General features: G+C 41.5%; 21 protein-coding genes, 1 pseudogene and 1 CRISPR repeat array. Of the genes and pseudogenes, 14 read left to right on the top strand and 8 right to left on the bottom strand.

The features are described 5' to 3' along the window. Positions 1–49 precede the first annotated feature (49 nt). Positions 50–376, bottom strand: a complete 327-nt coding sequence (locus HC643_RS27255; RefSeq protein WP_082051908.1) for a DUF952 domain-containing protein — start codon at positions 374–376, stop codon at positions 50–52. A gap of 118 nt (positions 377–494) precedes the next feature. Between HC643_RS27255 and HC643_RS27250 the strand changes: the two genes are divergently transcribed. Continuing rightward, complete coding sequence (locus HC643_RS27250) at positions 495–1,706, top strand: RNA-guided endonuclease InsQ/TnpB family protein (protein ID WP_167844594.1); 1,212 nt, start codon at positions 495–497, stop codon at positions 1,704–1,706. 31 nt (positions 1,707–1,737) lie between these two features. On the opposite strand, the gene HC643_RS27245 is transcribed toward HC643_RS27250, so the two are convergent. Continuing rightward, a complete protein-coding gene (locus tag HC643_RS27245; RefSeq protein ID WP_038085214.1) occupies positions 1,738–3,249 on the bottom strand; it encodes a thioredoxin-like domain-containing protein in 1,512 nt (503 codons plus the stop codon). A gap of 139 nt (positions 3,250–3,388) precedes the next feature. Between HC643_RS27245 and glsA the strand changes: the two genes are divergently transcribed. The 5 genes from glsA to HC643_RS27220 all read left to right on the top strand — a co-directional run bounded on the left by glsA (position 3,389) and on the right by HC643_RS27220 (position 10,063). Next, positions 3,389–4,306 carry a glutaminase A gene (gene glsA, locus HC643_RS27240; RefSeq protein WP_038085216.1) on the top strand — a complete coding sequence of 306 codons (918 nt, stop codon included), beginning with the start codon at positions 3,389–3,391 and terminating at the stop codon, positions 4,304–4,306. 418 nt (positions 4,307–4,724) lie between these two features. After that, entirely contained in the window at positions 4,725–5,000 is a 276-nt protein-coding gene (locus tag HC643_RS27235) for a hypothetical protein (protein WP_038085217.1), read from the top strand. Positions 5,001–5,253: 253 nt separating this feature from the next. Continuing rightward, positions 5,254–7,032 (top strand): ATP-binding protein, encoded by a 1,779-nt coding sequence (locus HC643_RS27230; protein ID WP_038085218.1) that lies wholly within the window; start codon positions 5,254–5,256, stop codon positions 7,030–7,032. Positions 7,033–7,046: 14 nt separating this feature from the next. Next, positions 7,047–9,686 carry a response regulator gene (locus HC643_RS27225; RefSeq protein WP_050046807.1) on the top strand — a complete coding sequence of 880 codons (2,640 nt, stop codon included), beginning with the start codon at positions 7,047–7,049 and terminating at the stop codon, positions 9,684–9,686. Further along, positions 9,683–10,063, top strand: a complete 381-nt coding sequence (locus tag HC643_RS27220; RefSeq protein ID WP_038075152.1) for a response regulator — start codon at positions 9,683–9,685, stop codon at positions 10,061–10,063. Before HC643_RS27225 ends, HC643_RS27220 begins: the two co-directional genes overlap by 4 nt. A gap of 100 nt (positions 10,064–10,163) precedes the next feature. Here the strand turns inward: HC643_RS27220 and modA are convergent, their stop codons facing one another. The 4 genes from modA to HC643_RS42795 all read right to left on the bottom strand — a co-directional run bounded on the left by modA (position 10,164) and on the right by HC643_RS42795 (position 15,204). Further along, complete coding sequence (gene modA / locus HC643_RS27215) at positions 10,164–10,943, bottom strand: molybdate ABC transporter substrate-binding protein (RefSeq protein WP_038075150.1); 780 nt, start codon at positions 10,941–10,943, stop codon at positions 10,164–10,166. A gap of 651 nt (positions 10,944–11,594) precedes the next feature. Continuing rightward, complete coding sequence (locus HC643_RS27210) at positions 11,595–12,047, bottom strand: CAAD domain-containing protein (protein ID WP_038075147.1); 453 nt, start codon at positions 12,045–12,047, stop codon at positions 11,595–11,597. 99 nt (positions 12,048–12,146) lie between these two features. Beyond that, positions 12,147–12,617 (bottom strand): BON domain-containing protein, encoded by a 471-nt coding sequence (locus HC643_RS27205; protein ID WP_038075144.1) that lies wholly within the window; start codon positions 12,615–12,617, stop codon positions 12,147–12,149. An 85-nt stretch (positions 12,618–12,702) separates the two neighbouring features. Then, positions 12,703–15,204, bottom strand: a complete 2,502-nt coding sequence (locus HC643_RS42795) for a general stress protein (protein ID WP_456341415.1) — start codon at positions 15,202–15,204, stop codon at positions 12,703–12,705. 245 nt (positions 15,205–15,449) lie between these two features. On the opposite strand from HC643_RS42795, the gene HC643_RS27195 reads away from it, so the two are divergent. The 8 genes and pseudogenes from HC643_RS27195 (at position 15,450) to HC643_RS27170 (ending at position 21,732) form a co-directional block, all read left to right on the top strand. Further along, positions 15,450–15,716, top strand: coding sequence for a DUF1816 domain-containing protein (locus HC643_RS27195; protein WP_038075138.1), 267 nt, complete (start codon positions 15,450–15,452; stop codon positions 15,714–15,716). 395 nt (positions 15,717–16,111) lie between these two features. Beyond that, on the top strand, positions 16,112–16,561 hold the full coding sequence (locus HC643_RS41600; protein ID WP_237265952.1) for a hypothetical protein: 450 nt from the start codon (positions 16,112–16,114) through the stop codon (positions 16,559–16,561). 20 nt (positions 16,562–16,581) lie between these two features. Continuing rightward, positions 16,582–16,674 (top strand): annotated as a pseudogene (locus tag HC643_RS42660) (pentapeptide repeat-containing protein); the annotation flags it as partial. A gap of 3 nt (positions 16,675–16,677) precedes the next feature. Further along, positions 16,678–16,806 carry a pentapeptide repeat-containing protein gene (locus HC643_RS42655; protein ID WP_411858919.1) on the top strand — a complete coding sequence of 43 codons (129 nt, stop codon included), beginning with the start codon at positions 16,678–16,680 and terminating at the stop codon, positions 16,804–16,806. Positions 16,807–16,974: 168 nt separating this feature from the next. Further along, positions 16,975–17,121: a hypothetical protein gene (locus HC643_RS27185; protein WP_153021448.1), complete on the top strand. Its 147-nt coding sequence runs from the start codon at positions 16,975–16,977 to the stop codon at positions 17,119–17,121. A gap of 103 nt (positions 17,122–17,224) precedes the next feature. Beyond that, the gene (locus tag HC643_RS27180; protein ID WP_038075157.1) at positions 17,225–17,998 is read left to right on the top strand and encodes a pentapeptide repeat-containing protein; all 774 of its coding nucleotides are present in this window, start codon (positions 17,225–17,227) and stop codon (positions 17,996–17,998) included. Between the two features lie 306 nt (positions 17,999–18,304). Further along, positions 18,305–19,741: a CRISPR direct-repeat array (repeat unit 36 nt; unit sequence GTCCCTACTCGTTAGGGAAACTAATTGATTGGAAAC). A 632-nt stretch (positions 19,742–20,373) separates the two neighbouring features. Then, the gene (locus HC643_RS27175; RefSeq protein ID WP_038087895.1) at positions 20,374–21,003 is read left to right on the top strand and encodes a TenA family protein; all 630 of its coding nucleotides are present in this window, start codon (positions 20,374–20,376) and stop codon (positions 21,001–21,003) included. Positions 21,004–21,312: 309 nt separating this feature from the next. Further along, positions 21,313–21,732, top strand: a complete 420-nt coding sequence (locus tag HC643_RS27170) for a pentapeptide repeat-containing protein (protein ID WP_038087907.1) — start codon at positions 21,313–21,315, stop codon at positions 21,730–21,732. A 23-nt stretch (positions 21,733–21,755) separates the two neighbouring features. On the opposite strand, the gene HC643_RS27165 is transcribed toward HC643_RS27170, so the two are convergent. Both HC643_RS27165 and HC643_RS27160 read right to left on the bottom strand, forming a co-directional pair. Further along, the gene (locus HC643_RS27165) at positions 21,756–23,447 is read right to left on the bottom strand and encodes an NAD-binding protein (protein WP_038087898.1); all 1,692 of its coding nucleotides are present in this window, start codon (positions 23,445–23,447) and stop codon (positions 21,756–21,758) included. Positions 23,448–23,803: 356 nt separating this feature from the next. After that, the gene (locus tag HC643_RS27160; protein WP_038087904.1) at positions 23,804–24,400 is read right to left on the bottom strand and encodes a Uma2 family endonuclease; all 597 of its coding nucleotides are present in this window, start codon (positions 24,398–24,400) and stop codon (positions 23,804–23,806) included. Between the last annotated feature and the right edge of the window lie 192 nt (positions 24,401–24,592).

Here is a 24,592-nt window from a genome sequence, read left to right as displayed (position 1 = left end):
TTCCTTGTCCCCCTGACCAGCTCGTAAAGAAAATTCCTCCTAATTCCTCCTACTCTTTAAAAAAACCATCCTCACCTGGCTGAAAGTCAATCACCTGTGTCACAGCATCAACATTCAAAGCCCCATAAATGTGAGGAAATTGTTCGCCTTCCTCAACGCCTTCATAACGAATTTCCGAGCTAACTTTATTAGACTCAATGAAAAGAAGTACCAATCCCTGTTGATTGTAGAAAAAAGTATTTGCGACTTTTATCACTTGTTTTGGTTGAGAACAGTGAATAAAGCCCTCAGAATCAAGAGTATCTCCGCGATAAACTCCATCACGTTTTGCTTGTTCCCACTGTTCTTTTTGAGTAATATGTAAAATGATGCTCATAGTCATTCTTAAAAAAAGTTAGGAGAGAAATTTACCAAGAGAATGGGTCTAAAGCCTCGCCCTTCTAGGGCGACTTTATTTGTGTTATAATATTTTGCGTAGAAGTTTTCCACGGAAAATGATTGTTTTAGAATTCAAAGCCAAAGGGAAAACGACTCAATATACTGCCATTGATGAGGCGATTAGGACGGCTCAATTTGTTCGCAATAAGAGTATCCGTTTTTGGATGGATAATCGAGGCGTGGGACAAAAAGAAATGTATCGCCTTAGTAAGTCATTGAGAAGAGAATTCCTATTTGTAAAAGCTCTGAATTCTAGTGCTTGCCAAGCTTCTATTGAACGGGCTTATAGTTCTATTGCTCGTTTTTACGACAACTGCAAAAAGTCTGTTCCGGGTAAAAAGGGATATCCAAAGTTCAAGAAAAATTCTCGCTCAGTGGAGTATAAAACCTCTGGGTGGTCACTTTCCGAGACCAGGAAACAAATAACCTTCACCGACAAAAAAGGTATTGGTACGCTCAAGCTGAAAGGAACATGGGATTTAAACTTCTACCAATTAGAACAGGTAAAACGAGTTAGATTAGTTCGTCGTGCTGATGGGTATTATGTTCAATTTCTGATTAGTGTAGACAACAAATTAGAAACACAACCCACAGGGAAAACCATTGGTTTGGATGTAGGACTTAAAGAATTCTATACCGACAGCAATGGACATAGTGAACCTAACCCAAGGTTTTATCGCACAGGAGAGAAACGTCTAAAATTTAGACAAAAGCGCGTTTCTCGTAAAAAGAAAGGCTCTGCCAACCGTAAGAAAGCTATTAATAAATTAGGGCGAGTACACCTCAAAATAAGTAGGCAACGTGAAGAACACGCCAAGAGACTGGCGCGTTGCGTAATCCAATCTCACGACTTGGTATCCTATGAAGATTTGAGGATTAAAAATTTAGTGAAAAATCACTGTCTCGCTAAATCTATTAATGATGCTGGTTGGTATAAATTCAGAAAATGGTTGGAGTATTTTGGGGTGAAGTTTGGCAGGATAACTGTTGCGGTTAACCCCGCCTACACTTCTCAAGAATGCTTCAGTTGTGGCGCAATAGTCAAAAAATCTTTATCTACAAGAACCCATGTTTGCGAATGCGGCTTTGTAATAGATAGAGACTCGAATGCCGCTATCAATATTCTGAAATTAGCCTTGAGTACCGTAGGGCATACGGGAACTTGGATCTACTATCCGAACGCTTCAGGAGATTCGACCTCTACTCATACTGGAGAAATCCTGTATCAGCAAGTTGGGTCTGTGATTGAAGAATCTTCGCCCTTATAGGGCGGAGAGTGTCAACACCCTCATGACTGACTCAATTTGGAATGCACAAATTTGGAGAACACAGACTTGGGAATTGCACTGTTGTGACCGTAAAAGTATTTAAATCGACACGACGAATAGTGTGATTGTTTGTATCAGCAATATATAATTCAGAACCTATAACACTCAATCCTGAAGGTTCGGAAAAACGAGTATTTTTACCTTGACCGTCCAGCAAACCCGCAATACCATCTCCAAGAACAGTTTGACAATTACCGCTTTGAGGATTGACAAGTTTAATCTTGTGGTTGTAGGTGTCGGCTACCCACAAAAAATTTTGGGCATATTCGACTCCCAAACAGTGCTGCAACCTGACATCAAAACCCTGTCCGTCAACATCACCAAAACCGAACAAATCACCACTACCGCAAACAGTTCTGACTGTTAAAGGTTCAACCAGTCCCGCAGCGCGAATCGTACTTCCCTCACTGTCAGCAACGTATAAGTCTCGTCCATCTGTCGTGATTCCGCTGGGTTGGGCAAAGGTAGACTCGGTTAGAGTACCATCAACACAAGCTTCCGCACCAGTACCAGCATAAGTTCTCACAATACCAGTTGCCAAATTCATTTCCCAAATTTGATGAGAACCAGCCATAGCAATAAATAAGCTGTTTCCAACTTTTTGCAGATCCCAAGGAGAATTCAATGCTGTTTCTGTTGCAACCCCACTGTGAGGACGAATATTGCGGCTTTGTTGACCTGTTCCAGCGATGGTTTCTACAATCTGGTGTTTGAGATCGACTCTTCTAATTACGTGATTTTCCGTATCAGCAACGTATAAAAGTTGCTTGTCGTCATCAAATGCCATTCCTTGAGGCGCAGAAAACTGACATTCATTGAAAGAACCGTTGGTTAATCCTGGTTGTCCGATGCCAATTGTATGTAATATTTGCCCGTTGATACGACTTATCACAAGACGATGATGCCCCGAATCAGCAATAAATAAAACATCATTAGTAGCCAGAACTTTACCGGGAAAGGCTAGGGGCGTCACAAGTGGTTGGCGCTGTTTTTCTAAAGTGAGGCTGAGTTCTTGAAAATTCATCGTGCCTTTTTCTTGATGTTGGAGAATTAACTTTTGTATGAGTTCATCTAAAACATCACGATTGCCTTCACCAGATACAGAGCCAATAACGTAACCTTCTGGATCGATCGCGATTAATGTTGGCCAAGCACGCACGGCATACTCTTGCCAAACCTTAAAACCGCTGTCCACTAAAACGGGATGTTCAATATCGTAACGTAAAATGGCTTGACGGATGTTTTCGCTTTCCTTCTCATTGTTAAATTTAGCACTATGTATGCCAATAACTGTCAAGCTATCTTTATATTTTTGTTCTAGATATTTTAGATCTGGTAGGATGTGCAGGCAGTTGATACAACAGTATGTCCAAAAGTCTAGAAGAATAACTCTCCCCCTCAGTTCTTTAAGAGACAATGGTTTTTCCGCATTCAGCCAAGGTTGATTTTGAGGGAGTTCGGGTGCTCTAACACGGGGCATCATCTGAAGTATAAAGTATGAAGGATGAAGTATAAAGTAGATCTTAAACTCAATTCATGCTACACCTATTTTTTATACTTTACCCTTTTTAACTGATGGGGAGTTTGAGCGGCTATAAGTCCCGCATTATAACTGATGTTACATGAGAGGATTGGAAACTTTAACCACTACCGAGTTGTCCGCTTGGGTACAGCAGGCTAGAACCTTTGCACGTAAAGGAAAAGTCATCGATCGCATTCCACAATTGGCATTGGCTGATGCCAATTTGTTTGCAGTTTGCGTTCTTTGTGCAAAAGGGTCAGTTTATAGCGAGGGTGAGACTTCTTGTATTTTCCCCCTCATGAGCGCAGTTAAGCCATTTTCACTGCTGTATTTGCTACAACATTTAGGAACAGAAACTGTTTTTCAGTGGGTTGGGGTTGAACCATCTGATGTTGCTTTTAATTCTTTAGAGCAACTGGTCAAAGATCGTGGAAGACCTCGCAATCCAATGATTAATAGTGGAGCAATTACCCTTGCTGATAAGTTACCAGGAAAGAGCGCTAGCGATCGCAGCCAACATTTGTGTCAGTGGTTGAATCAGCGAGCTGGGTGTCAACTTGAGTTAGACGAGGTCATGCTGGCTTCCGTGCGTTTGGTAAATTCTCAAGTCAATCGAGATATTGCCCGTTATCTTGCTCAAGCAGGGTATCTTGAGGATATAGAAAAAGCGATTGACACTTACGAGCAAATATGCTGTTTGTCGGGGACGGTAGAAGATTTAGCCCGTCTGGGTTTACTTCTAGCGTGTGAAAATGGACGAGTTGCAACCCAGTATCGCCGTTATGTGAATGCACTGATGCTCACCTGCGGATTGTATGAAGCTTCTCCTCAATATGCTTTACAGATCGGTTTACCTATAAAATCCGGGGTCGGTGGCGCACTATTAGCTGTGGTACCGGGTCGCGGGGCGATCGCTTGCTACAGCCCTGCGTTAGACAATGCAGGTAACCCTGTTGCGGCACTTGCTTTTGTTGAAGCTATATCCCAAGACTTGGGGCTGAGCATTTTTGGAAATTAGCGCCCATTAATGACCTTTAGAGAATGTTTTCATTTGAACAGTCAAGTTTAAGTTGAGTCTGAACCCTGAGTAAATTAAAGTTTTCTACAGCTTGCTTTACAAAACTTTATAATATGTCCCATTATGCGCGTACCTCAGTGGGTACCTTTAAGGACACGAAGGGCGAACCCGAAGGGACGAGCCTCAGTAATATAGCAGTCCTAAATGATTGACAAACACCTCTTCCTTATCCTCCTTATCTCCCTTGTTTAGATCTCAGATAGGATTGCGAGATTGCTGGCTGAGGACTTCCATAAAAGATTCATTTATATTAAAGTAAAAAATATCACTAAATTTACTAATCTGTATCAGTGTTTCTGGCAGAAGAATAACAAAGTGGGGTGTATCTGCCAGCAAACAAAAGATAGAGGTTAAAAAGATGGACTTGATTATCGTTCCTTTTCTCGTTGGCTTCTTCCTGTTAGCGTATAATTCATTTTTAGAACAAAATAAAGATAAAGACGCATTTACCAAGCTGTTTACCTTTGTCATATTTGTATTTGTTGCAACAGGGCTGACAGAAACTTATCAAGCTAGCGCTTCAAAACGAATGCAAGACGCTAACAAAAACAACGCCACAACTCAACAAATAGACACAAGATGCAGCAATGAGCAACCAGTTATCAGCGATTGGCGCGGTGACAGCGAGCGGTAACTCGAAAGATTGACACTCACCGTCCAAGAGCGGGCGGCAAGTGTCAATTTTTAGAAAAAATTGAGCAAATTATACTTACTTAACAATTGAGATGTTACTTAAGCTATTTTCTATGGGAACTATAGATTTGACCTAATAGAGGCAGAATGAGGTACATCTTGCTGTTGCTTTCGGCATGAGCACAAGCTATTCCGTACATTCAGCATTGCCTCTGTTTTGGATGGCAATGTCGAGTTGATGGTGCCGAAATGAGATGAACCATATCAATTTCAGAAAGCTAGTTACCCAAAAAGAAGTTATCGACATACTCACTAACCTTGTTAATGAGATGAATTCTTCTTTCTGTATAGAAGATACAGGTGGTAAGTTAATATTCGGTACAGACGACAAAGAATCAGTTCAAAAACATCCTGTAAAGCTTTTAGACGAAATTGTTGGCTGGGTTATTGGCAGTAAGAAGGCAGAAACCGTTGCCTTTTTACTGTCGTACCTGGTGCAACAGCAGTATGAAAAGAAATTACTAGCTCATGAACTGTTAGATAAGTATCAGGAAATCGACTTATTTCATGATATTTTTACACAAATCAGCGCTAGTTTAAATCCTAAAGAAGTTGCTCAACTGGTTCTTGAAGAAGCGAGAAAATTAATTCAATTTACAACTTCTGCGATTCTCTTACTCAATAACAATACAAATCGATTAGATATTCTCTGGGAAGACGTTCAGAACGTTTGTTTTGAAAATCCTTTGATAAAAGCTCAAGAAATTATTGACACAATTATAAAATCCGGTCAGGGTGAGATTGTTAATGATGTGTTCTCAGATCCAAGGTTTGTCGATCGCCAAGTTAACTTCCATTCTTTTATGTGCGTGCCCTTGATAACAGAGAAGCAGGTGATTGGAGCGATCGTGCTTCTTAGTGAAACTCCTACTACTTACTCCACTCAAGACTTAAAACTGTTAACTATACTGGCATTGCAAACAGCAGTTGCTATTGAGAAAGCTGTGCTTTACGAACAAAATTGTAATGCACTTCACGTCGCTCAGGAGCAAACCCAGCAACTCCAACGAACTCTCTACGAACTACAGCAAACACAATCACAGCTTATTCAAAGTGAAAAAATGTCTAGCTTGGGTCAATTAGTTGCTGGTGTTGCTCATGAAATTAACAACCCAGTTAACTATGTTGTTGGTAACCTCAAATATGCACAAAAGTATACTCAAGACCTTCTTAAGGTATTGCATCTTTACCAACAAAATTATCCCCAACCAGTTTCTGAAATTAAAGATTTTATTCAAGATTTAGATTTGGAATTTCTCAAACAAGATTTTACAAATCTCTTGTCCTCCATGCATTTGGGAATTGAACGTATCCGTCAATTAGCACTATCATTACGAAATTTTTCTCGATTGGAGCGAGAAGAAATGAAACCTGTCGATCTTCATGAAGGAATAGATAACACGCTGTTGATTCTTCAGAGTCGCCTTAAACCAAATGAAAGACATCGGGGCATAGAAATTATCAAAAAATTTGGCAATCTTCCACTTGTTGATGGTTATGCAAATCAGTTAAACCAGGTGTTTATGAATTTGATTGCTAATGCAATTGATGCTATTGAGGGGCAAGAAAAACCAGGAATTATTAATATTTATACTGAATTGATAGCAAAAAATAATTTTCAGCAATTCATCCAAGAAAATTTTCAATTAAAAGACTTAATCAAAAATTATAATTCAGAATCTGAACTTCCCATATGTCCCAGTGTTGTTGTTGTCATCAGTGATAATGGCATGGGTATGGATGAAACTGTTCGATCGCATTTATTTGAGCCGTTCTTTACAACTAAAGCAACAAGTAAGGGAACGGGATTGGGATTATCTATTAGCCATCAAATTATTGAAAAGCATGGTGGAAGACTGCAATGTGTTTCCCAAGCGGGAAAAGGAACGGCTTTCTGGATTGAAATTCCCATACAGCAAACAACGCTGAAATCTTTAGAAACCAGTATGACGGTGCTTCAAAAAACTTACTAGGAAAAATTGCAAACATGACGAATACCATCAACTCAAATCAAATGTATTATCAACATAGCGATCGCTCCAACCGCTTTAAATACCAGTTGAATATTCGCGATCGCTTAAGGTTGTTGTTTTGCAGTCTGGTTGTGATTAATTTGGTAGCTGTTGGTATTGGGGGTATAGGTTTAAATCGCGTTCGTAATAGTAGCCCGTTAATTAATACTATAGGTTCCAAACGGATGCTGACTTACAAGTTGGCTTATTTGGCAAATCTTCGTGCTGGAAAAACTAAACCAGGGGAGCGTGTCGCTATTGATGTTAGCATCAAGGATGACATTCAGCAGTTTGAAACATCGCTCTCTGCCATACATCAAGGCTCAAACAAACTGGGATTAAATGCGGTGTCCGATCCAAAAGTGCTGGCTCAAGTGGAAAAAATTGAAGATACTTGGCAAATTTACCGCCAAAAAATAGAAAATTATTTGACGGCTTCTCCCCAACAACAAACAGAATATCTCGAACAAATTAATAATTTGACCAGTTTCTTAACAAATTTGATGGATGTGACTGCGAGAAGCGTGGAGACACAGACTGCTGAAACTGCCATTCAAAGTCAAAACTTACTTTTCATGGCTTTAGTGCTGAGCTTGCTATCAATACCGATATCATTCATAGTGGTTTCTCAAATTATTCGCGCTCTGACTCAGGTAACTGTAACTGCTTCCCATATGGCAAACGGCGAGTTACGGATCAAAGCTAAAGTCACTTCTGGAGATGAAGTAGGCGTGCTTGCTTCTACACTGAACACAATGGCTGAACAAATTGACGGCTTGTTGCAAGGACTCAAAATCCACGGTCAGGAGCTTGAAAATGCTCTCATTTATTTGAGTACTATCATTGATAACCTGGTAGATGGTCTTTTAGTGACGGACATTGAGGGTAAAATTAAGCGGTACAACCCAGCATTAGTGGCAATGTTTGGATTGGAAAACACGGATTTAACAAATCGAGACACTCAGGCTTTAGCAAATTCCAAAATTGTTGAACTTGTAGAACAAACACGGAAAAGATTGGGAGAGGTTTTCACGGCGGAACTTGAATTTACAGGTGGACGTATCGGTCACGCTGTGGCAAGAGCAATTGTTAAAGATGGTGGAAACACAGGTAGTAATTCGCTGGGTTCGATTATTTTGATTCGAGATATTACTGCTGAGAAAGAAGTGGATCGAATGAAGACGGATTTTATCTCCACGGTATCCCACGAACTGCGAACACCCCTCACTTCAGTCTTGGGATTTGCCTCAATTATTCAAGAGAAGTTAGAGGATCTTGCCCCAGAGATCGATCCCGAACACCGCAAAGCTCAACGCACTCTCAAACAAGTACAAACAAATATCAATATTATTGTGTCGGAGGCGGAACGACTGACCACGTTAATCAATGACGTTTTAGATGTCGCCAAGATGGAAGCTGGCAAAGTGGAATGGTATATGAACCCACTTTATATCGGAGATGTTATCGAGCGAGCCATAGCAGCCACGTCTTCTCTACTGGAAATGAAAGGATTGAAGTTACGCAAGTTGATTGACACCGACCTACCTCTTATTATTGGGGACAGCGATCGCCTGATTCAAGTCATGATTAACCTTATTTCCAATGCTGTCAAGTTCACCGAGCAGGGTCATATTACCTGTCAGGCAAATATCCATAATGGCGAGATGCTCTTAAGCGTGACCGATACGGGTATTGGCATTGCTACAGATGACCAGCCTAAGGTGTTTGAAAGATTTAAGCAAGTTGGAAACACTCTGACAGACAAACCCAAAGGTACGGGTTTGGGGTTACCTATCTGCAAACAAATCATAGAACATCATGGGGGTCGCATTTGGGTTGAGAGCGAGCAAGGCTCGGGTAGCACGTTTTTCTTTACTTTACCGCTTATGGATAATAATCTGGAGGCAGACAAACTCTCTATTAATACTTTAATTAAGCAATTAAAAGAGCACGTAGTGACGGCTACACCCAATTTGCTAGAAAAGTTCAAAACAATTCTTGTAGTTGATGATGACGCTCACATTCGCGAATTGCTCAGACAGGAATTGGAAACTGAAGGCTATAAAGTTCGAGAAGCTAAAGATGGGATGGATGCGATCGCACAAGTTAAAATAGCTCAGCCAGATCTCATTCTTTTAGACGTAATGATGCCTCAAATTAACGGTTTTGAGGTAGCAGCCGTACTCAAACACAACCCACAAACAACAGGTATTCCAATTATTATTCTGTCAATCATTGAAGATAAGGAAAGAGGATATCGTTTGGGCATAGACCGTTATTTAACTAAACCGATTAATAAAGAAGAATTGCTCAAAGATATCGGTGTACTGCTGTCACAAGGAGTTTCTCAAAAGAAAGTTTTAATCGTAGATACCAATACTTCTACTTTACAAACATTATCTAATGTATTGCAGGCACAAGGTTACAATGTTGTAGAAGCTTATGACAGTCAAGAATGTATTGAAAAGGCATTAGCAATTCAGCCCGATATGATTATAGTAGACTCATATTTTCAGGAGCAGCACAATTTAGTGAAAACACTGCGTTTTGAAAAGGGAATGGAAAATGTCTTTTTTATTGTACTTACAGATAACCAAACCAAGGAAACATTATGACTAAAAAAGTCCTGATAGTTGATGATGAACCCAATATTTTAATCCTGATGGAACAAGCATTGGAGAGTTTAGAAGATGAAGGAGTAGAGTTACTCACAGCGAAAAATGGAGAAGAAGCATTGGAACTGATTAAGACAGAAAAACCATTACTCGTGTTTATGGATGTGATGATGCCAAAAATGAATGGATTGGAGGTTTGCGATGCTGTTAAACACGAGCTAGGACTGCAAGATGTGTATATCATTCTATTAACTGCCAAAGGACAAGAGTTTGATAAGCAAAAAGGAAGTGATGTCGGTGCAGATTTGTATATGACAAAGCCTTTTCGCCCTAAAAATGTTTTAGAAACTTCTAGAAATGTACTTGGTTTTTCCTAAAACAGTTCATCAGAAATGGTGACTGGGAACTAAGAAATAAATTGCCAATCGCCAACGAGAGCTTTTTCAGATATTTTGATATACGAATGTTTGATGTAAGTTATTTAATCTTTATAAATCCAAATTCTTCAAAAATAGATATTGCTCGCTTGCTTTTAAGAAAACGAATAAATTCACGAGATTCAGCAATATGCTTGCTATTTTTTACAACTGCAACTGTAGATATAACTGGAACATGGGAACCCACAGGCGACATCGCCAAAATTTTCACCTTTTTAGAGCGTTTAGCTTCAGTTAAAAAGGTAATTCCAACATCTGCATGACCTGTTTCAACATACTTAAGAATTTGCTGTACGTCTCGATCTTCAAAAATAAATTTAGATTTCGCTTGGTCGTAAATTTTTAAATTATCAAGAATTTGTTTGGCATAAATACCTGCATCAATATTTTCTGTTCCTAACGCAACTTTTTTAACTTGACTGTTCAGTATATCCGTAAAATTGGAGATTCCGAATAATTTATTTAATGAAATCAATACTATCTCATTTTCTATAAAATTTAGTCGAGAATCTTCTAATATCAAACCTTTGCTCTGCAATTCGTTCATTGGTTTTGCAGAAGCTGGAAGATACACATCAACAGGTGCTCCAAGTTCAATTTGTTTTTTCAGAACACCACCACCTGTAATATTATAATTCACAAGAATATTTGGGTTTTCGTTTGTGTACAATCTACCAACCTCTACCATGGCATCTCTAAATACAGCAGCCGCAGAAACAGTCAAAGCAACTGGTTTGTTCTGAGCTTTGTTACAACTATTTAAACCAAAAGATAAAAGAGTACTAGAGCTAGTCAAAATCAGGAATTTTCGTCTTTCCATAAAGTTAGCTTGGTTCTTTCAGCACTAGATAATCTCAACATCACTGTTAAGAGGATGTTTTCAAAGTTGGCGATTGAAATCGCCGCTATACAAATAAAGTCCGCCTACGCGGACTTTGTTTGCATAGCCTCAAAATAGAATTTTGAAGGCAATTGGCACTCTTTGGTATGTTCCCGGTAAACTTTACAAACATCCTCTAAGATCGTCTTACTTTTTATTGTTCCCAAATTTAGCCGATCTCTAACAAAATGTGAGTTCGATGAACTCAAAACAGACTTTACCCCAAATCCCTCTTCTAGGAGGAGTGGGGTTTTAAAAGTGCGATCGCGCACGTTGCTCCTCCCCTGCTTTAGGAGAGGAAGCTTGTGAGAAATCCGGGAGTCGAACTCACGTTAACAATGCGTCAAAAATTAGGGTTATAGCAGTTTTCACCTAAATGAACCACACCATATTTAAGGGCGCAATGCCTTGCGCCCCTACTACTGTGGTCTATTTATCTGAAAATGGCTGTAACATTGCCAACCCTACAGCAAAAAACCAATAACAAAACGGTCAAGCAAAACATTCCCATTCTGCTTGACCAATAGCATTCAACTAAGCACTCATGGCAAAAAACAAGTTCTGAAATTTATTTTTCCAGTTATTCAAAAACTATGAATCTTGAGTTCCTAAAATGTCATTTTTGATAGATTGTATTTGTGCTACTAACTCTTGACGGGTTGCTTTTGTAAGAAGATAGCGAAAGACAAACCAAGTTGTATAACTAATTCCAATTAATTCAAAAATTGGATATAGTAAGGGAATATCATTAATAGCATCAAGTATTGCTAAAAATACTCGACCTGTAACAATTGCAGAAGCAATTAAAACAAGAGTAATGATTAATTGCCTGTATTGATTAAAAACTTTACCTATGTTATCTGGTAAATCAGCTAAAACTTGTGAGACTTGTTCGCCGATTTGCTGCCATTTGTCTTGAGATTTATTAGCAGGTGGTAATAATGGCTGATTTGGTTTAGTACCTTCAATTGCTGCTACAGGCGTGGATGAGGTTGTATCTGGAACATCATCAAAAGGTTGCAGTTGTTGTGCGTTAGCGTCCATATTCTTCCTCTATCTAAGTTACTACCGCTACGATAAGTCAAAAGTCAAAATAAATATTTTATCTGCAATATTTTTTGACTTTTGACTTCCCACAACTTGCTAGCTTGCAGGCTTAGCTACTTTTGCTTTATTAACTACAGTTGTAACACCTTTAATTTGCTTGGCTAAAGGCTCAATCTTGTTAAGTTGCTCTTGATTTGTAACAGTTCCCGCAACTGTAACTGTTCCGTTATCCTCAGCTGCAACAGTCAACTGACCGTTAGGAATGTTAGCTTCTAACTTAGAGCGAACTTCACTTTCTAGATCGTCTTCAGAGCGGCTTGCGGCTTTGCCATCATTCAAGGCATTATTGCGTTCTTCACGAGCCTTAATGTCAGCATTAAGCTGGTCTCTACGAACTTGACTTTGAGCATCCTTAAGAGCTGCTTCGGTTGCTTCTGGCGCTGGTGCTTGCGCTGCTTCGTTTGTATTGTTAGGTGCTTCTGAACTGCTCTTGGAAACATCGGGACTGCAAGCAGCTGCACCAAAAACTAAAAGAGAACCAAATACGAAGGGAATTAGCTTTTTCATTTTGAATCAATCCTTTATTAATAGTTAGTGGTTAGGTGTCAGGTGTTAGTAGTTATTAAGAATTAACCACTAACACCCAACGCTCTTATACTTTTTCGTTCCGATGGTCAACAATGATGACAGCAGGATCGTCTTTGTCGTACCCTACTCCATGTTCGGTGGAAGTTGTATTTACAACGGGCGCATCATGATGAATGCTTCTGTCAGAATCGTGGCGATGCACGCCAGTTGTATCAGCCGCATCAAAGGTATCAAACTCTTGAATTCCATGACGTTTGAGAATGGCTTCCGCACGACGGACTTCATCATCTGTACCATCGACAATGATCAGATAGTCGCCCCTGTTCAAGCGGTCGTTGTAGACTTTGGCGCGATTCTCAGGAATTCCCAGACCCACAAGCCCGCCTGTGACTCCACCAGCTGCGGCTCCAATTCCCGCACCAGCTGCGGTGGTAGCCAATGCTGTTGCAACTGCACCACCTGCAATCACAGGTCCAATTCCAGGAATCGCTAACGCACCAAGACCTACCAGCAAGCCGCCCAGACCGCCTAAAGCTCCACCTGTCACAGCCCCTGCTTTTGCACCCTCGTCAGCCTTGTTACCTCTGCCAACAGCTGTGTCGGTTAAATTTGTGTTGTGATTTCCGTCTTTAGCTATCAGTGAAATCTGACTGAGGGGAAAACCAGCATCCCGCAATTCCGTGAGTGCGACTTCTGCATCTCGGCGATTGGGGAAGACACCAATTGCTCTTCTTCTTCTGTGTGTATGTGGTGCTGCACCCACTACAGGATGAATATCTCTGTCAGAATCGTGGCGATGCACGCCAGTTGTATCAGCCGCGTCAAAGGTATCAAACTCTTGAATTCCGTGACGTTTGAGAATGGCTTCCGCACGACGGACTTCATCGTCTGTACCATCGACAATGATCAGATAGTCACCCCTGTTCAAGCGGTCGTTGTAAACTTTGGCGCGGTTTTCAGGAATTCCCAGACCCACAAGTCCGCCTGTGACTCCACCAGCTGCGGCTCCAATTCCCGCACCAGCTGCGGTGGTAGCCAATGCTGTTGCAACTGCACCACCTGCAATCACGGGTCCAATCCCAGGAATCGCTAACGCACCAAGACCTACCAGCAAGCCGCCCAGACCGCCTAAAGCTCCACCTGTCACAGCCCCTGCTTTTGCACCCTCGTCAGCCTTGTTACCTCTGCCAACAGCTGTGTCGGTTAAATTTGTGTTGTGATTTCCGTCTTTAGCTATCAGTGAAATCTGACTGAGGGGAAAACCAGCATCCCGCAATTCCGTGAGTGCGACTTCTGCATCTCGGCGATTGGGGAAGACACCAATTGCTCTTCTTCTTCTGTGTGTATGTGGTGCTGCACCCACTACAGGATGAATATCTCTGTCAGAATCGTGGCGATGCACGCCAGTTGTATCAGCCGCGTCAAAGGTATCAAACTCTTGAATTCCGTGACGTTTGAGAATGGCTTCCGCACGACGGACTTCATCGTCTGTACCATCGACAATGATCAGATAGTCACCCCTGTTCAAGCGGTCGTTGTAAACTTTGGCGCGGTTTTCAGGAATTCCCAGACCCACAAGTCCGCCTGTGACTCCACCAGCTGCGGCTCCAATTCCCGCACCAGCTGCGGTGGTAGCCAATGCTGTTGCAACTGCACCACCTGCAATCACGGGTCCAATCCCAGGAATCGCTAACGCACCAAGACCTACCAGCAAGCCGCCCAGACCGCCTAAAGCTCCACCTGTCACAGCCCCTGCTTTTGCACCCTCGTCAGCCTTGTTACCTCTGCCAACAGCTGTGTCGGTTAAATTTGTGTTGTGATTTCCGTCTTTAGCTATCAGTGAAATCTGACTGAGGGGAAAACCAGCATCCCGCAATTCGGTGAGTGCGACTTCTGCATCTCGGCGATTGGGGAAGACACCAATTGCTCTTCTTCTTCTATGTGTATGTGGTGTTGCATTCGGGACTGCACCCACTACACCTGGGGTAGCAGCCACGGGGGTCGCTGTTCCTTGCTTGTGTTCGGGGCGATCGTAAACAGCAAATTCTTGTACTCCCCCACGGGTCAAAATATCTCTTGCTCTGGCAATTTCAGCGTCAGTACCATCTATAATAACGAGGTAATCTCCCCTCTCCAGTCTCTCGTTGTAGACTCTAGCCCGTTCTTCAGGAATACCCAAGCCAATTAATGCACCAACTACGCCACCCGTTGCTGCACCAATTCCAGCACCCGCTAAAGTTGTTGCTAGCGCGGTTGCTGTTGCTCCAGCAAGCATAATTGGACCGATTCCCGGAATCGCTAAAGTTCCCAAGCCAACTAACAATCCTGTTAATCCGCCTAAAACTCCTCCAGAAACTGCTCCTGCTGTAGCACCCTCGTCTGCTTTATTGCCAACGTTTTCCCGGACTTCGGCACCCGCAATTTCATCTTTGCGATCGGCATCTCGCTTAATAACAGATACCCTGTCCATTGGAAAGCCAGAACTTCTCAATTCTTGTAAGGCATTTTCCACATCTCGACGGTGTGGAAATACGCCTACAGCACGTCTATGTATACCTACAGCCATGCCCTCTTACCTCAATAAGAAACAACTTTAATCGGCCTATTTTTTAATGCTATTAATTATATTTCTACAGATTTTTCTTACATTTCCATCAATCCCTTGGAATAAATTATCTATCTATCAGGAGTATTAGCTTTATCCCTTTATACAAGGTATTAAGAAAAGTAAACAAAATGAGAAGTGTTTTTTCTTTGTATATAGAGATTGCGATCGTAGAAATAGATCTGAGCAAAAAAATAGTATAAAAGATGTGTAATCTTAAAAAAGTACTTTTGTTATACAGTATGCAAAAAAGTCCTGAAGATTGGTGGGTGGAAATTATGACAACTAAGCCGCGATGTATCTATTATTTTGGACCCTTTTTAAATCGTGAAGAGGCTGTTATCGCTTACTCTGGATATGTTGAAGATTTAACCGATGAGGGCGCACAAGGACTTGTTGTCGTTATTAAACGCTGTGCGCCTGAAGTTTTGACAATATGTGATGAAGATGAGGATGAAAAAGATATTAATTAAATCCGTTGGCAAAATCAAAGTTAACTAGTTAGGATTATCTTTTTTCTTTTTGAAGAATTTCTAGTGTGTTTATATTGCGTAATATACTGTTTATTATGCTACCTATTTGATTGAAAAAAGGCAGGGGTTAGAAAAAAAGAAAATTTTTTCACCCATTCTGTTACAGATAGTTCATAATGGCTTCTGAAGAGAATAGCAAAGTGTATTTCTTGAGAAGCCCTATCTTTATTTATCGCCATATCCTTTAAGAATTGTATCAGTTAGAAGTACAATCGTTATATTTTCACGACTCTCCATTTCCTCTTTTTAAGTAGCCCTTATCAACTGCAGACACTAAAACAGATAAAAACGGTCACTTGTTTGTAGTTACTGCACCTGGTTACTGATACACATTGATGGTATTTGGCGTCAACATTTTATCAGTTGGCACAAATTGGAATTTAAAAATTGAGGCACGGCAAATGTATCCCACCAAACAGCGACAAAGATTGCTTTTTACCCTTTCATCTGTCATGACTGGAGCAATTCTTCTCACTGGAATGGGAGTTTACACGACTCTAAAGAGTTTACAGCAAAGAGTGGCAGCGGTGGATAATTCTTCACAAGACAAGGTAGTCGTTGAGGCACCTACCTCACAACTACCTATAGACACATCTATTCCGCCAATAGGAATAGATGTATCTGTTCCAGAATCGGAAGAGCCACTAGCAGCACCACCAGCTGTCAAGCAGCAAAACGAACTGGGAAAAAACCTTGGTGGTCTCAATTGGCAAGGAAAGAACTTGCAAGGCATGAAACTGCATAAGGCGCATTTAATGGTGCCAACCTTAAAAATGCGGATTTAAGAAATGTTAATTTAAGCGGTGCAATCCTTGCCGGTACCAATCTTGCGAGTTCTAACTTAAGCGGTGTTAATTTAAGCAATGCAAATCTCAGTGGTGCTAATCTTGACAATGCCAATCTGACCAATGCTAATCTAAGTAGTGCCGACTTAAGAGGAGCTAATCTTAATGATGTTAACCTTGAGGGAGCTCGTTTAAAAGGAACTCTTTTAGATGGTGCTAACCTCAGTGGTGCAACTTTACCATAAGGAAATTTGCAGGCAGTCAGCTTTTGTCTTGCACTGTGACTAATGTCACTGCTTAGCAAGATAGGGATCGCTTTCCCCTTACTTGTTTATCTCTAAGGTTGAAGTCAAATAATTTATTTTAATCGAAAGATATAAACCAACCTGACTACTGGTTGCGGGGAAACTACTATGCTTGAAAAACTATTGCTAGCTGCTGGCTTGACCTTTTCTTTAAGTTTATTTGCAGAACTGGGCTTACCTTCTTCATGGCGAACACCTAGAGGAAGAACAGGGCAAAGTCAAACTGTTATCACTTTGACGCCACAGAAAAATTAAATTAAGTACTTTTACGTCAGTATAACTGCTGAGAGTCCATAAAAATTATAAACCATTTTCCCGATTTTGAACGAGTTAGGAAAATATGCACGCATCTTCGCATATGAAAAGCCAAATTTTAGCCACAACCGCATTTTTCACTATTCTCAGCCTCAGCCAAACTGCCCTAGCAGCAAATCCCGAACATCTCAGACAATTACTGGCTAGCAAAAAATGTTCGGGTTGCGATTTATCTGGAGCTGGTTTGGTCATGGCTGACTTATCAGGGGCAGATTTGAACGGAGCAAATCTTGCAGGAGCTAACCTCAGCCGTGCTAACTTAATTGGTGCGGATTTAAGAAACGCTAACTTAAGCGGTGCTAGTTTCTTTGGTGCTAACCTGAGTGCTGCCAAACTCACAGGAGCAAGTTTAGCAGGTGCCGATTTAAGGCGTAGCTATCTATATAATGCAGAGTTACCCAGTACAGATATTAACGTTGCTAACGTGCAAGGTGCGACAGGGATACCCTTACAGAGTGCAAAACCAGAGGAATTTTATGCCTGGGGTGTAGCAGAAGCACAAAAAGGCAACCATCAGGCAGCTATTGACTATTTTACTCAGGCGATCGCAGCCAAGCCCGATTACGCTGGTGCATATCTCGCTCGCGGTATAGCCCGCTATCAAAGTATGGACAGACAAGGCGCATTCCAAGATGCCCAAGTTGCAGACAAGTTATTTACATCTGAAAAGAATGCTGCGGGAATGCAAACAGCGCAAGCATTTATCCAAGAATTACAAACACCCTATATCGATCCCGCACTCAAACCTGCTAAACCCACTCTTGTGGATTTTGTAGGAAGTATTGGTTCCCTCTTACTGCAATTTTTGCCATTTTAATATTTTGTTAGTTGTGAGTAGGGTAGGCAATGCCCATCAAAAGCTAGTTTTCACAAAACTCAAGCAAATTCCTCTGTATAAGGAGAGTAACAACTTATTTTTGTGATTCGATTATTGTCTAATTAGCGGCGAGGGGGTCAGCAAAACCCTGAAATACTGATTCTTCCGTTGACCCCCTCGCCGCCTTACTCAGTAAGCATTTCAGCGATTTATATGATGAATTTTTTCCCGGTTCTCTTCCTAAATTCTGACCCCCTCGCAAACTGCCCCTGGACTCCTTGCGGGGTAAGGGTCTAAACTGGAGGGGTCCCTACTCGTTAGGGAAACTAATTGATTGGAAACGGGCATCTTACCCTTATGCATGCGGCTGAGACCGATTTGTCCCTACTCGTTAGGGAAACTAATTGATTGGAAACGCGATCTGCCAGATATCCTGTTTCATTGTTTTTTGGGTCCCTACTCGTTAGGGAAACTAATTGATTGGAAACTCAAACCCAGACAGATTGTAGATGTTATCCCGAAGGGTCCCTACTCGTTAGGGAAACTAATTGATTGGAAACTGTCTACCCACCATCCTCCAATATAGGGATATTCATGTCCCTACTCGTTAGGGAAACTAATTGATTGGAAACAACTTAGGAGCCTGTTCTTTAAAAATGGCGAGTGCCTGGTCCCTACTCGTTAGGGAAACTAATTGATTGGAAACCATTAAATTGTCTATCCCCATGTCAATTGCTGCAATGTCCCTACTCGTTAGGGAAACTAATTGATTGGAAACTCTAGGGTCTTGGGTTGCCCAGCCCATTGGCTGGAAACGTCCCTACTCGTTAGGGAAACTAATTGATTGGAAACTTCAGTTTACAAACAACAATGTCAAGTTTTTTAAGAGAGTCCCTACTCGTTAGGGAAACTAATTGATTGGAAACGAGGCTGATTAACGCCAACTTTTAAATCCACAATTGGTCCCTACTCGTTAGGGAAACTAATTGATTGGAAACTTTGACTAACGATAGTCTCCACAAGCAATTTAGTAAAAGGGTCCCTACTCGTTAGGGAAACTAATTGATTGGAAACGACAAGGCATTGGGGGCAATGCTCAAGATTTGCTTCACGTCCCTACTCGTTAGGGAAACTAATTGATTGGAAACGTCGGGGTGCATCGACAAATCTCTCTTGTGGGCAGTCTGCGAGTCCCTACTCGTTAGGGAAACTAATTGATTGGAAACAACTTAAAACTAATCTGCCATTTTTGAGCAACTCTTTGTCCCTACTCGTTAGGGAAACTAATTGATTGGAAACTTACAAGTATAGTTTCTATTTAAATTTTTAGCGATGTCCCTACTCGTTAGGGAAACTAATTGATTGGAAACATTGATATCTATACAATTAACAACACAAGAGTAAACATTATGTCCCTACTCGTTAGGGAAACTAATTGATTGGAAACTTAGTTTTACCGACTGCTCCACCACTGCTGTGCTTGCGGGTCCCTACTCGTTAGGGAAACTAATTGATTGGAAACCAATTGAATTGACAGGAATTCAAATATTATGTAAATTAGGTCCCTACTCGTTAGGGAAACTAATTGATTGGAAACTAAAAAATTCAAGTTTGCAAAAGTAACCGTAATTCAGTCCCTACTCGTTAGGGAAACTAATTGATTGGAAACGAAACTGAACATCCCTCTTTTTGCCATATCTTCTTCTTGTCCCTACTCGTTAGGGAAACTAATTGATTGGAAACCCAATTCTTTCAACTGGGAGCTTGGCTTCTTGGCAGAAATGTCCCTACTCGTAGGAAAACTAATTGATTGGATGCAATTGCGATCTCTAGTCCCAAACTGCCAGCAGCTTTTAGTGCCGCAACGGATGAAGTCCCATTAACTAAACCATCTAGTGGAGTGCTGTGTGAGATCAAATCCGTTTTTATAATCTCTCTTAGCCCTAGTGATTGGAAATCACAGCTATACAAACGAAGTCCGCCTGCGCGGACTTAATAAAAAGTCCACGTAGGTGGACTTTGTTTGTGTAGCCCCAGAATTCTATTCTGAGGGCAATTGCAAATTTGGCATGCTCCCGGATAGAATTCTAGTACAAATCAACGATGTAAAAATTTGGTATGACCTACCAAACTAACAACTAAAAACTAACCACTATCCAATACTACTTGGATAAGAATTTTTCTGGCTTTGGATCGCGGTAGAGAAACTTAACAAATGCTTGTAAATGTTGGGTTTCGTTCCTCAAACGCCACGTCACTCAACGGGGGGAACCCCCCGCACGGCGCTGCTCTCCGCACGTGAGTGGCTCCCCAACCTACCTATGTTCGTATTTCCACGCTAAACCGAGCAGTATTGAACCACTATCTACTAACCAATGACTCTTTCTAGTAATTTGTGGGAAGCCAATCAAGATATAGCTCAAGCTTGTCTTCAGCATCCTTTTGTCCAAGGTATAGGAGATGGTACGCTGGCTCGCCAGAAATTTGCCTACTATGTTGGACAAGATGCCTTTTTCTTAGAAGCTTTTGCGCGTGCTTACAGCATAGCTGCAGCTAAAGTCCCCAACTTTTCAGATTTTTTGACGTTTCATTCCTTAGCAGGTGGGGTTTTGCAGGAACTCAAGTTACATGAAGGATATGCGGCTCAATGGGAAATTGATTTACGTTGTATAGAACCTGGAGTCGCAACCCGTCGTTACACGGATTTTTTATTATCAACTGCTTGGAGTGGGGATGTAGGTTTAACTGCTGCTGCAATGTCCCCGTGTATGCGTTTGTATGCTTTTTTGGGCAAACAATTAGCTCTTAATGGTATTCCCAGCCATCAATACAGTGATTGGATTCGGACTTACAGCAGCGATGACTTTTTACCGCTAACACAACAATTAGAAACTTTAGTTGACAGTTATGCCAGTCATACAGCATTAGTAGAGTCAACTTACCGCTATGCCATGTTTTGCGAACAAGATTTTTTCCAAGCAGCATGGACTTTTGGCAATCATTAGCCAGCGGCGATCGTTAACCACTAACAACTCATAACTAACAAATTTTATTTGCTTTTTCTCTCAATAAAGTAATTTAAGAACAGTTATAAGCTAACGAGATCTGTGCCATCATTCAAGCTTTTGACAAGGCTCGTTCCTTAACAAATCAGCAGTATGGAGTTGTTCAAAAATGACTTTGTTGGACTTGCTGTGGTGGTAGTTTTGTAGTAAATAATGACAATATTTGTCAGGCTCACACATCGTAACACAATTAACTCAAAGAATATGTTGTCCGAGGTTTACTGCAAAGGTTTGTATGACGATCGCGCAATGGATGTCGATGAATTGTTAAGACGCTATCAGAAAGGAGAGAGGGATTTTAAAGGTGTCATCCTGATAGGCTGTTACTTAACAGAAATCAATCTGAGTGGAGCTAATTTACAAAGAGCTTCTCTAAGCGAGGTTGATTTAAGCAGAGCAAATTTGGTAGGTGCCGATCTAACAGAAGCATCTCTAGTTAGAGCCAATTTAACTGGAGCCAATCTAACTGGTGCGAATTTGAGTGGAGCTAATCTTTTTGAAGCTAAGCTTACGGGGGCGACACTTGATGGCGCGGAATTAAAAATGGCAGATTTGATAGATGCAGATTTTACAGCAGCCAGTTTACAGGGAGCCAATCTGTACGGGGCATACATGATGGGAACTCTGTTACAGGGAGCAATTATGCCAGATGGTACAATTCATCCCTAGAAAGGTTAGGGGGGCAAGTGCCCCTAACTTGCCATGGCTTGCGATGGAGTATTGCGCCACAACTGATACAATCTTGTAGCTGGCATCGTCAGATACAAAATATCCCCTCCACTCAAGCTTGTTTCTAATAAATCCCAACCGTGAATGGTTTGGGAGTTCGTTTCCAAATATAAAGGAACAAAATCGGCGGACATAGCAGCTTCTCTCACTCGCAAACCACAAAAAGGATGTGCGGGTGTAATCAAAGTTGCAAAAGCGACCCAAAGACTATCTCCCGTAATACCATTGCCAAGTATTTTTCCTCCAAGTGCAGCAGCAGCAAAGGCTGGGGCTGCTAGTTCCGCAGGGCAAAGAACTGCCTCAAAGTCAAATACCTGTTGCGCCACACCTGCAAAGTCCGGATCTGCATAATGGACAATCACTGGCACTTTGGGTGCTAATCCTTTAGCTTTTAAAGCAATTTCCAGGTTAGTTGCATCATTCCCTGTCATAGCCAACAATGCAGCAGCAGTTTCCATATTGCTGGCTTTTAGTGTTGCTGAAAAGCTAGCATCGGCATGAATAACGGGAATACCCCATCCACGAGCAGTATTGACATACTTATTATTAGAATCACGCTCAATCACCACAACTTCATGCCCGCTATTGTGGAGTTGTTGGACAATTTTTATACCAATTCCCCCCAAACCACAAATAATATAGTGATTGCGGTGCGGAACTCGTGCTGCATCCCAAAATTGCTTGAAGCGCGTTCCTAAAATAAAATCGTTAAGCAACGCATACCAAATACCAAACACTGCTGCTCCGATTAACATCATCACAACAGTAAATAATTTAATACTGATAGGAGCTTGTGCGATTAATGCATCATTCCCACCCGCGCCCGTAATCATACCTACGGAAAAATACAAGGCGTCAACGACAGACATCTTTAGCTCGGCTGACACGTAGGTGAGCGTGGCAACCAAAATAATAAATAGGAGAACTAAAGCACCTACTAATACCGATTGAGCGTGTTGTTTAAAGTGCCGGAGATTGGTGAGGACTTTTAGCAGTTTTGCAATCAGGGATTTACGAGCGGGACGGATACACGGTTGGGTTCCAACAATGAGGCGATCGCCCACCTTCAATTCTTGCCCGGATGCTACCGCCGTGACTAAATCTACCTCACCTTCCACAGGCAGATAGTAAATGAGGACACGCGAGCGCTCATTCCACAAATCGCTCAACTTACAACCCCGCCAAGGGTGGTGTTCGTCAATCAGTTCTTCATGGATGGGCCAAGTGTGTCCAAAAAGTTTAATTTGTCCGATCGCTTTGTTACCCAAAGCCGCAAACGTAAAGACTGGTGCTGCCAAACCCGCAACACTCATACTCCAGTGGTTTGGTACGGTATGGTCAAGCCGTTCGCCCAAACTCGTGTTAAAGAAGCGATTGATAATACGAATGCGTGGATTTAACACCCGCGCTTGCATCATAATCGCCAAATTCAGTTCATCATCAGGTCCGGCAATGACTACCGTATGCGCTTGCTGAATTCCGGCGGCAATAAGAGTGCTAGCTGCAAGCAAGTCACCGACAATCACATCTCCTGCTGTTTCGCTGGGTATATGTTGGTGATGAATGCCGACAACCAGCGCCCCCTGCTGTCTCAGCAAACGAAAGACCTTATATCCGGTTCGTCCTAAGCCACAGACAATAATTCGAGGTTTCATGAATGGGCAGCATAACTGACAGGAAAGCTGCATTTTTAATACTTATTTACATTTTCGCCGAATTATTTCATTCTCAACTGTAGCTAAAAACACGATTATTCTAACTTTTCCCGCACTTTTTTCCTATCTAAAAAGTCAATTGTATTTGTACCGAAATTCTTTTTATAAATCGACAATTGTGAAAAACTTAGCTCAACTAACAGCTTTGTTTGGAACTTTATGTACTTTCTTGGTAGCAGAAACAAGATCGGCCACAGCGCAAACTCCACAATCACGAACAGCACTCGGTTCCCTATCTGCTCCTAACGTCACAATCAAAGTACAGCGAACCTCTAGAAACAGAGTAGAGGTATTGATTAATGAAGTTGTTGACGGAGAAACTGTTCAAATTCTTGAACCGCATCATACTGGTCGGGCATGGCGATATATTGCAGCAACACATTTGGATCTAAATCTGGGAAGAAACTACTGCGGTTAACTTCCTCATATTCACCCTTTTCATTTAAATGGAATATTCTAATAGTGTCAGATTTCCAAAACCAAACTTCAGAAACTTGCTTGGGTTTGTATAATTCCTTCCTGTTAATAGTGCCACTGGTGATGATGACCTCAATTAAGATATCGGGAGTTTCTTTGTTGGTGCCAATGCAATAAGACTCATCAGGCGTCCCAGAAGCATAACCCGGTTCTTCTAAAGTAAAGCCGCCCTTGCCGTAGAATCGGATGCCATTTACCCTCATGTAAGCTTCCAATAAGTAGCTGAGAGTTCTTTTCACGTACTCATGCAACGGACCAACTGGGGACATAATTTCTAAAATTCCTAATAAATAAGATAGACGGACACTGCGGTTGTCAATTAGCTGTGCCTCAATCCCTTTAAATTGATCCCAACTAACATCTTTGAGGGTGACTAGTTTTTCTTCTATAGCACGATTTAAAAGTGAAATATTCATAAAACCAATTATCTACGGCACTAACTCTATTTTGACAGGAAATAATCGCTCTCTCACCTCTTCCCTCTGCGTACCCGCGTCTCTATGGTGAAATAAATATACTTTGAAACCGCACAGACGCACCAGAGCGCAGAGGAAAAAGATGAGAATTGCGGTCTGAATCAAAATTTTATGAGTCATCTTGACAGCGCT

It is taken from the genome of Tolypothrix bouteillei VB521301 (assembly GCF_000760695.4).
Lineage (GTDB): Bacteria > Cyanobacteriota > Cyanobacteriia > Cyanobacteriales > Nostocaceae > Scytonema > Scytonema bouteillei_A.
This window is presented reverse-complemented; position numbering and strand designations above follow the sequence as displayed.

Bases quoted from the DNA above. Each gene is read 5' to 3' on its own strand.
- HC643_RS27255 (WP_082051908.1), bottom strand. From the start codon at position 376: ATGAGCATCATTTTACATATTACTCAAAAAGAACAGTGGGAACAAGCA.
- HC643_RS27250 (WP_167844594.1), top strand. From the start codon at position 495: ATGATTGTTTTAGAATTCAAAGCCAAAGGGAAAACGACTCAATATACT.
- HC643_RS27245 (WP_038085214.1), bottom strand. From the start codon at position 3,249: ATGATGCCCCGTGTTAGAGCACCCGAACTCCCTCAAAATCAACCTTGG.
- glsA (WP_038085216.1), top strand. From the start codon at position 3,389: ATGAGAGGATTGGAAACTTTAACCACTACCGAGTTGTCCGCTTGGGTA.
- HC643_RS27235 (WP_038085217.1), top strand. From the start codon at position 4,725: ATGGACTTGATTATCGTTCCTTTTCTCGTTGGCTTCTTCCTGTTAGCG.
- HC643_RS27230 (WP_038085218.1), top strand. From the start codon at position 5,254: ATGAACCATATCAATTTCAGAAAGCTAGTTACCCAAAAAGAAGTTATC.
- HC643_RS27225 (WP_050046807.1), top strand. From the start codon at position 7,047: ATGACGAATACCATCAACTCAAATCAAATGTATTATCAACATAGCGAT.
- HC643_RS27220 (WP_038075152.1), top strand. From the start codon at position 9,683: ATGACTAAAAAAGTCCTGATAGTTGATGATGAACCCAATATTTTAATC.
- modA (WP_038075150.1), bottom strand. From the start codon at position 10,943: ATGGAAAGACGAAAATTCCTGATTTTGACTAGCTCTAGTACTCTTTTA.
- HC643_RS27210 (WP_038075147.1), bottom strand. From the start codon at position 12,047: ATGGACGCTAACGCACAACAACTGCAACCTTTTGATGATGTTCCAGAT.
- HC643_RS27205 (WP_038075144.1), bottom strand. From the start codon at position 12,617: ATGAAAAAGCTAATTCCCTTCGTATTTGGTTCTCTTTTAGTTTTTGGT.
- HC643_RS42795 (WP_456341415.1), bottom strand. From the start codon at position 15,204: ATGGCTGTAGGTATACATAGACGTGCTGTAGGCGTATTTCCACACCGT.
- HC643_RS27195 (WP_038075138.1), top strand. From the start codon at position 15,450: ATGTGTAATCTTAAAAAAGTACTTTTGTTATACAGTATGCAAAAAAGT.
- HC643_RS41600 (WP_237265952.1), top strand. From the start codon at position 16,112: ATGGTATTTGGCGTCAACATTTTATCAGTTGGCACAAATTGGAATTTA.
- HC643_RS27185 (WP_153021448.1), top strand. From the start codon at position 16,975: ATGCTTGAAAAACTATTGCTAGCTGCTGGCTTGACCTTTTCTTTAAGT.
- HC643_RS27180 (WP_038075157.1), top strand. From the start codon at position 17,225: ATGAAAAGCCAAATTTTAGCCACAACCGCATTTTTCACTATTCTCAGC.
- HC643_RS27175 (WP_038087895.1), top strand. From the start codon at position 20,374: ATGACTCTTTCTAGTAATTTGTGGGAAGCCAATCAAGATATAGCTCAA.
- HC643_RS27170 (WP_038087907.1), top strand. From the start codon at position 21,313: ATGGATGTCGATGAATTGTTAAGACGCTATCAGAAAGGAGAGAGGGAT.
- HC643_RS27165 (WP_038087898.1), bottom strand. From the start codon at position 23,447: ATGAAACCTCGAATTATTGTCTGTGGCTTAGGACGAACCGGATATAAG.
- HC643_RS27160 (WP_038087904.1), bottom strand. From the start codon at position 24,400: ATGAATATTTCACTTTTAAATCGTGCTATAGAAGAAAAACTAGTCACC.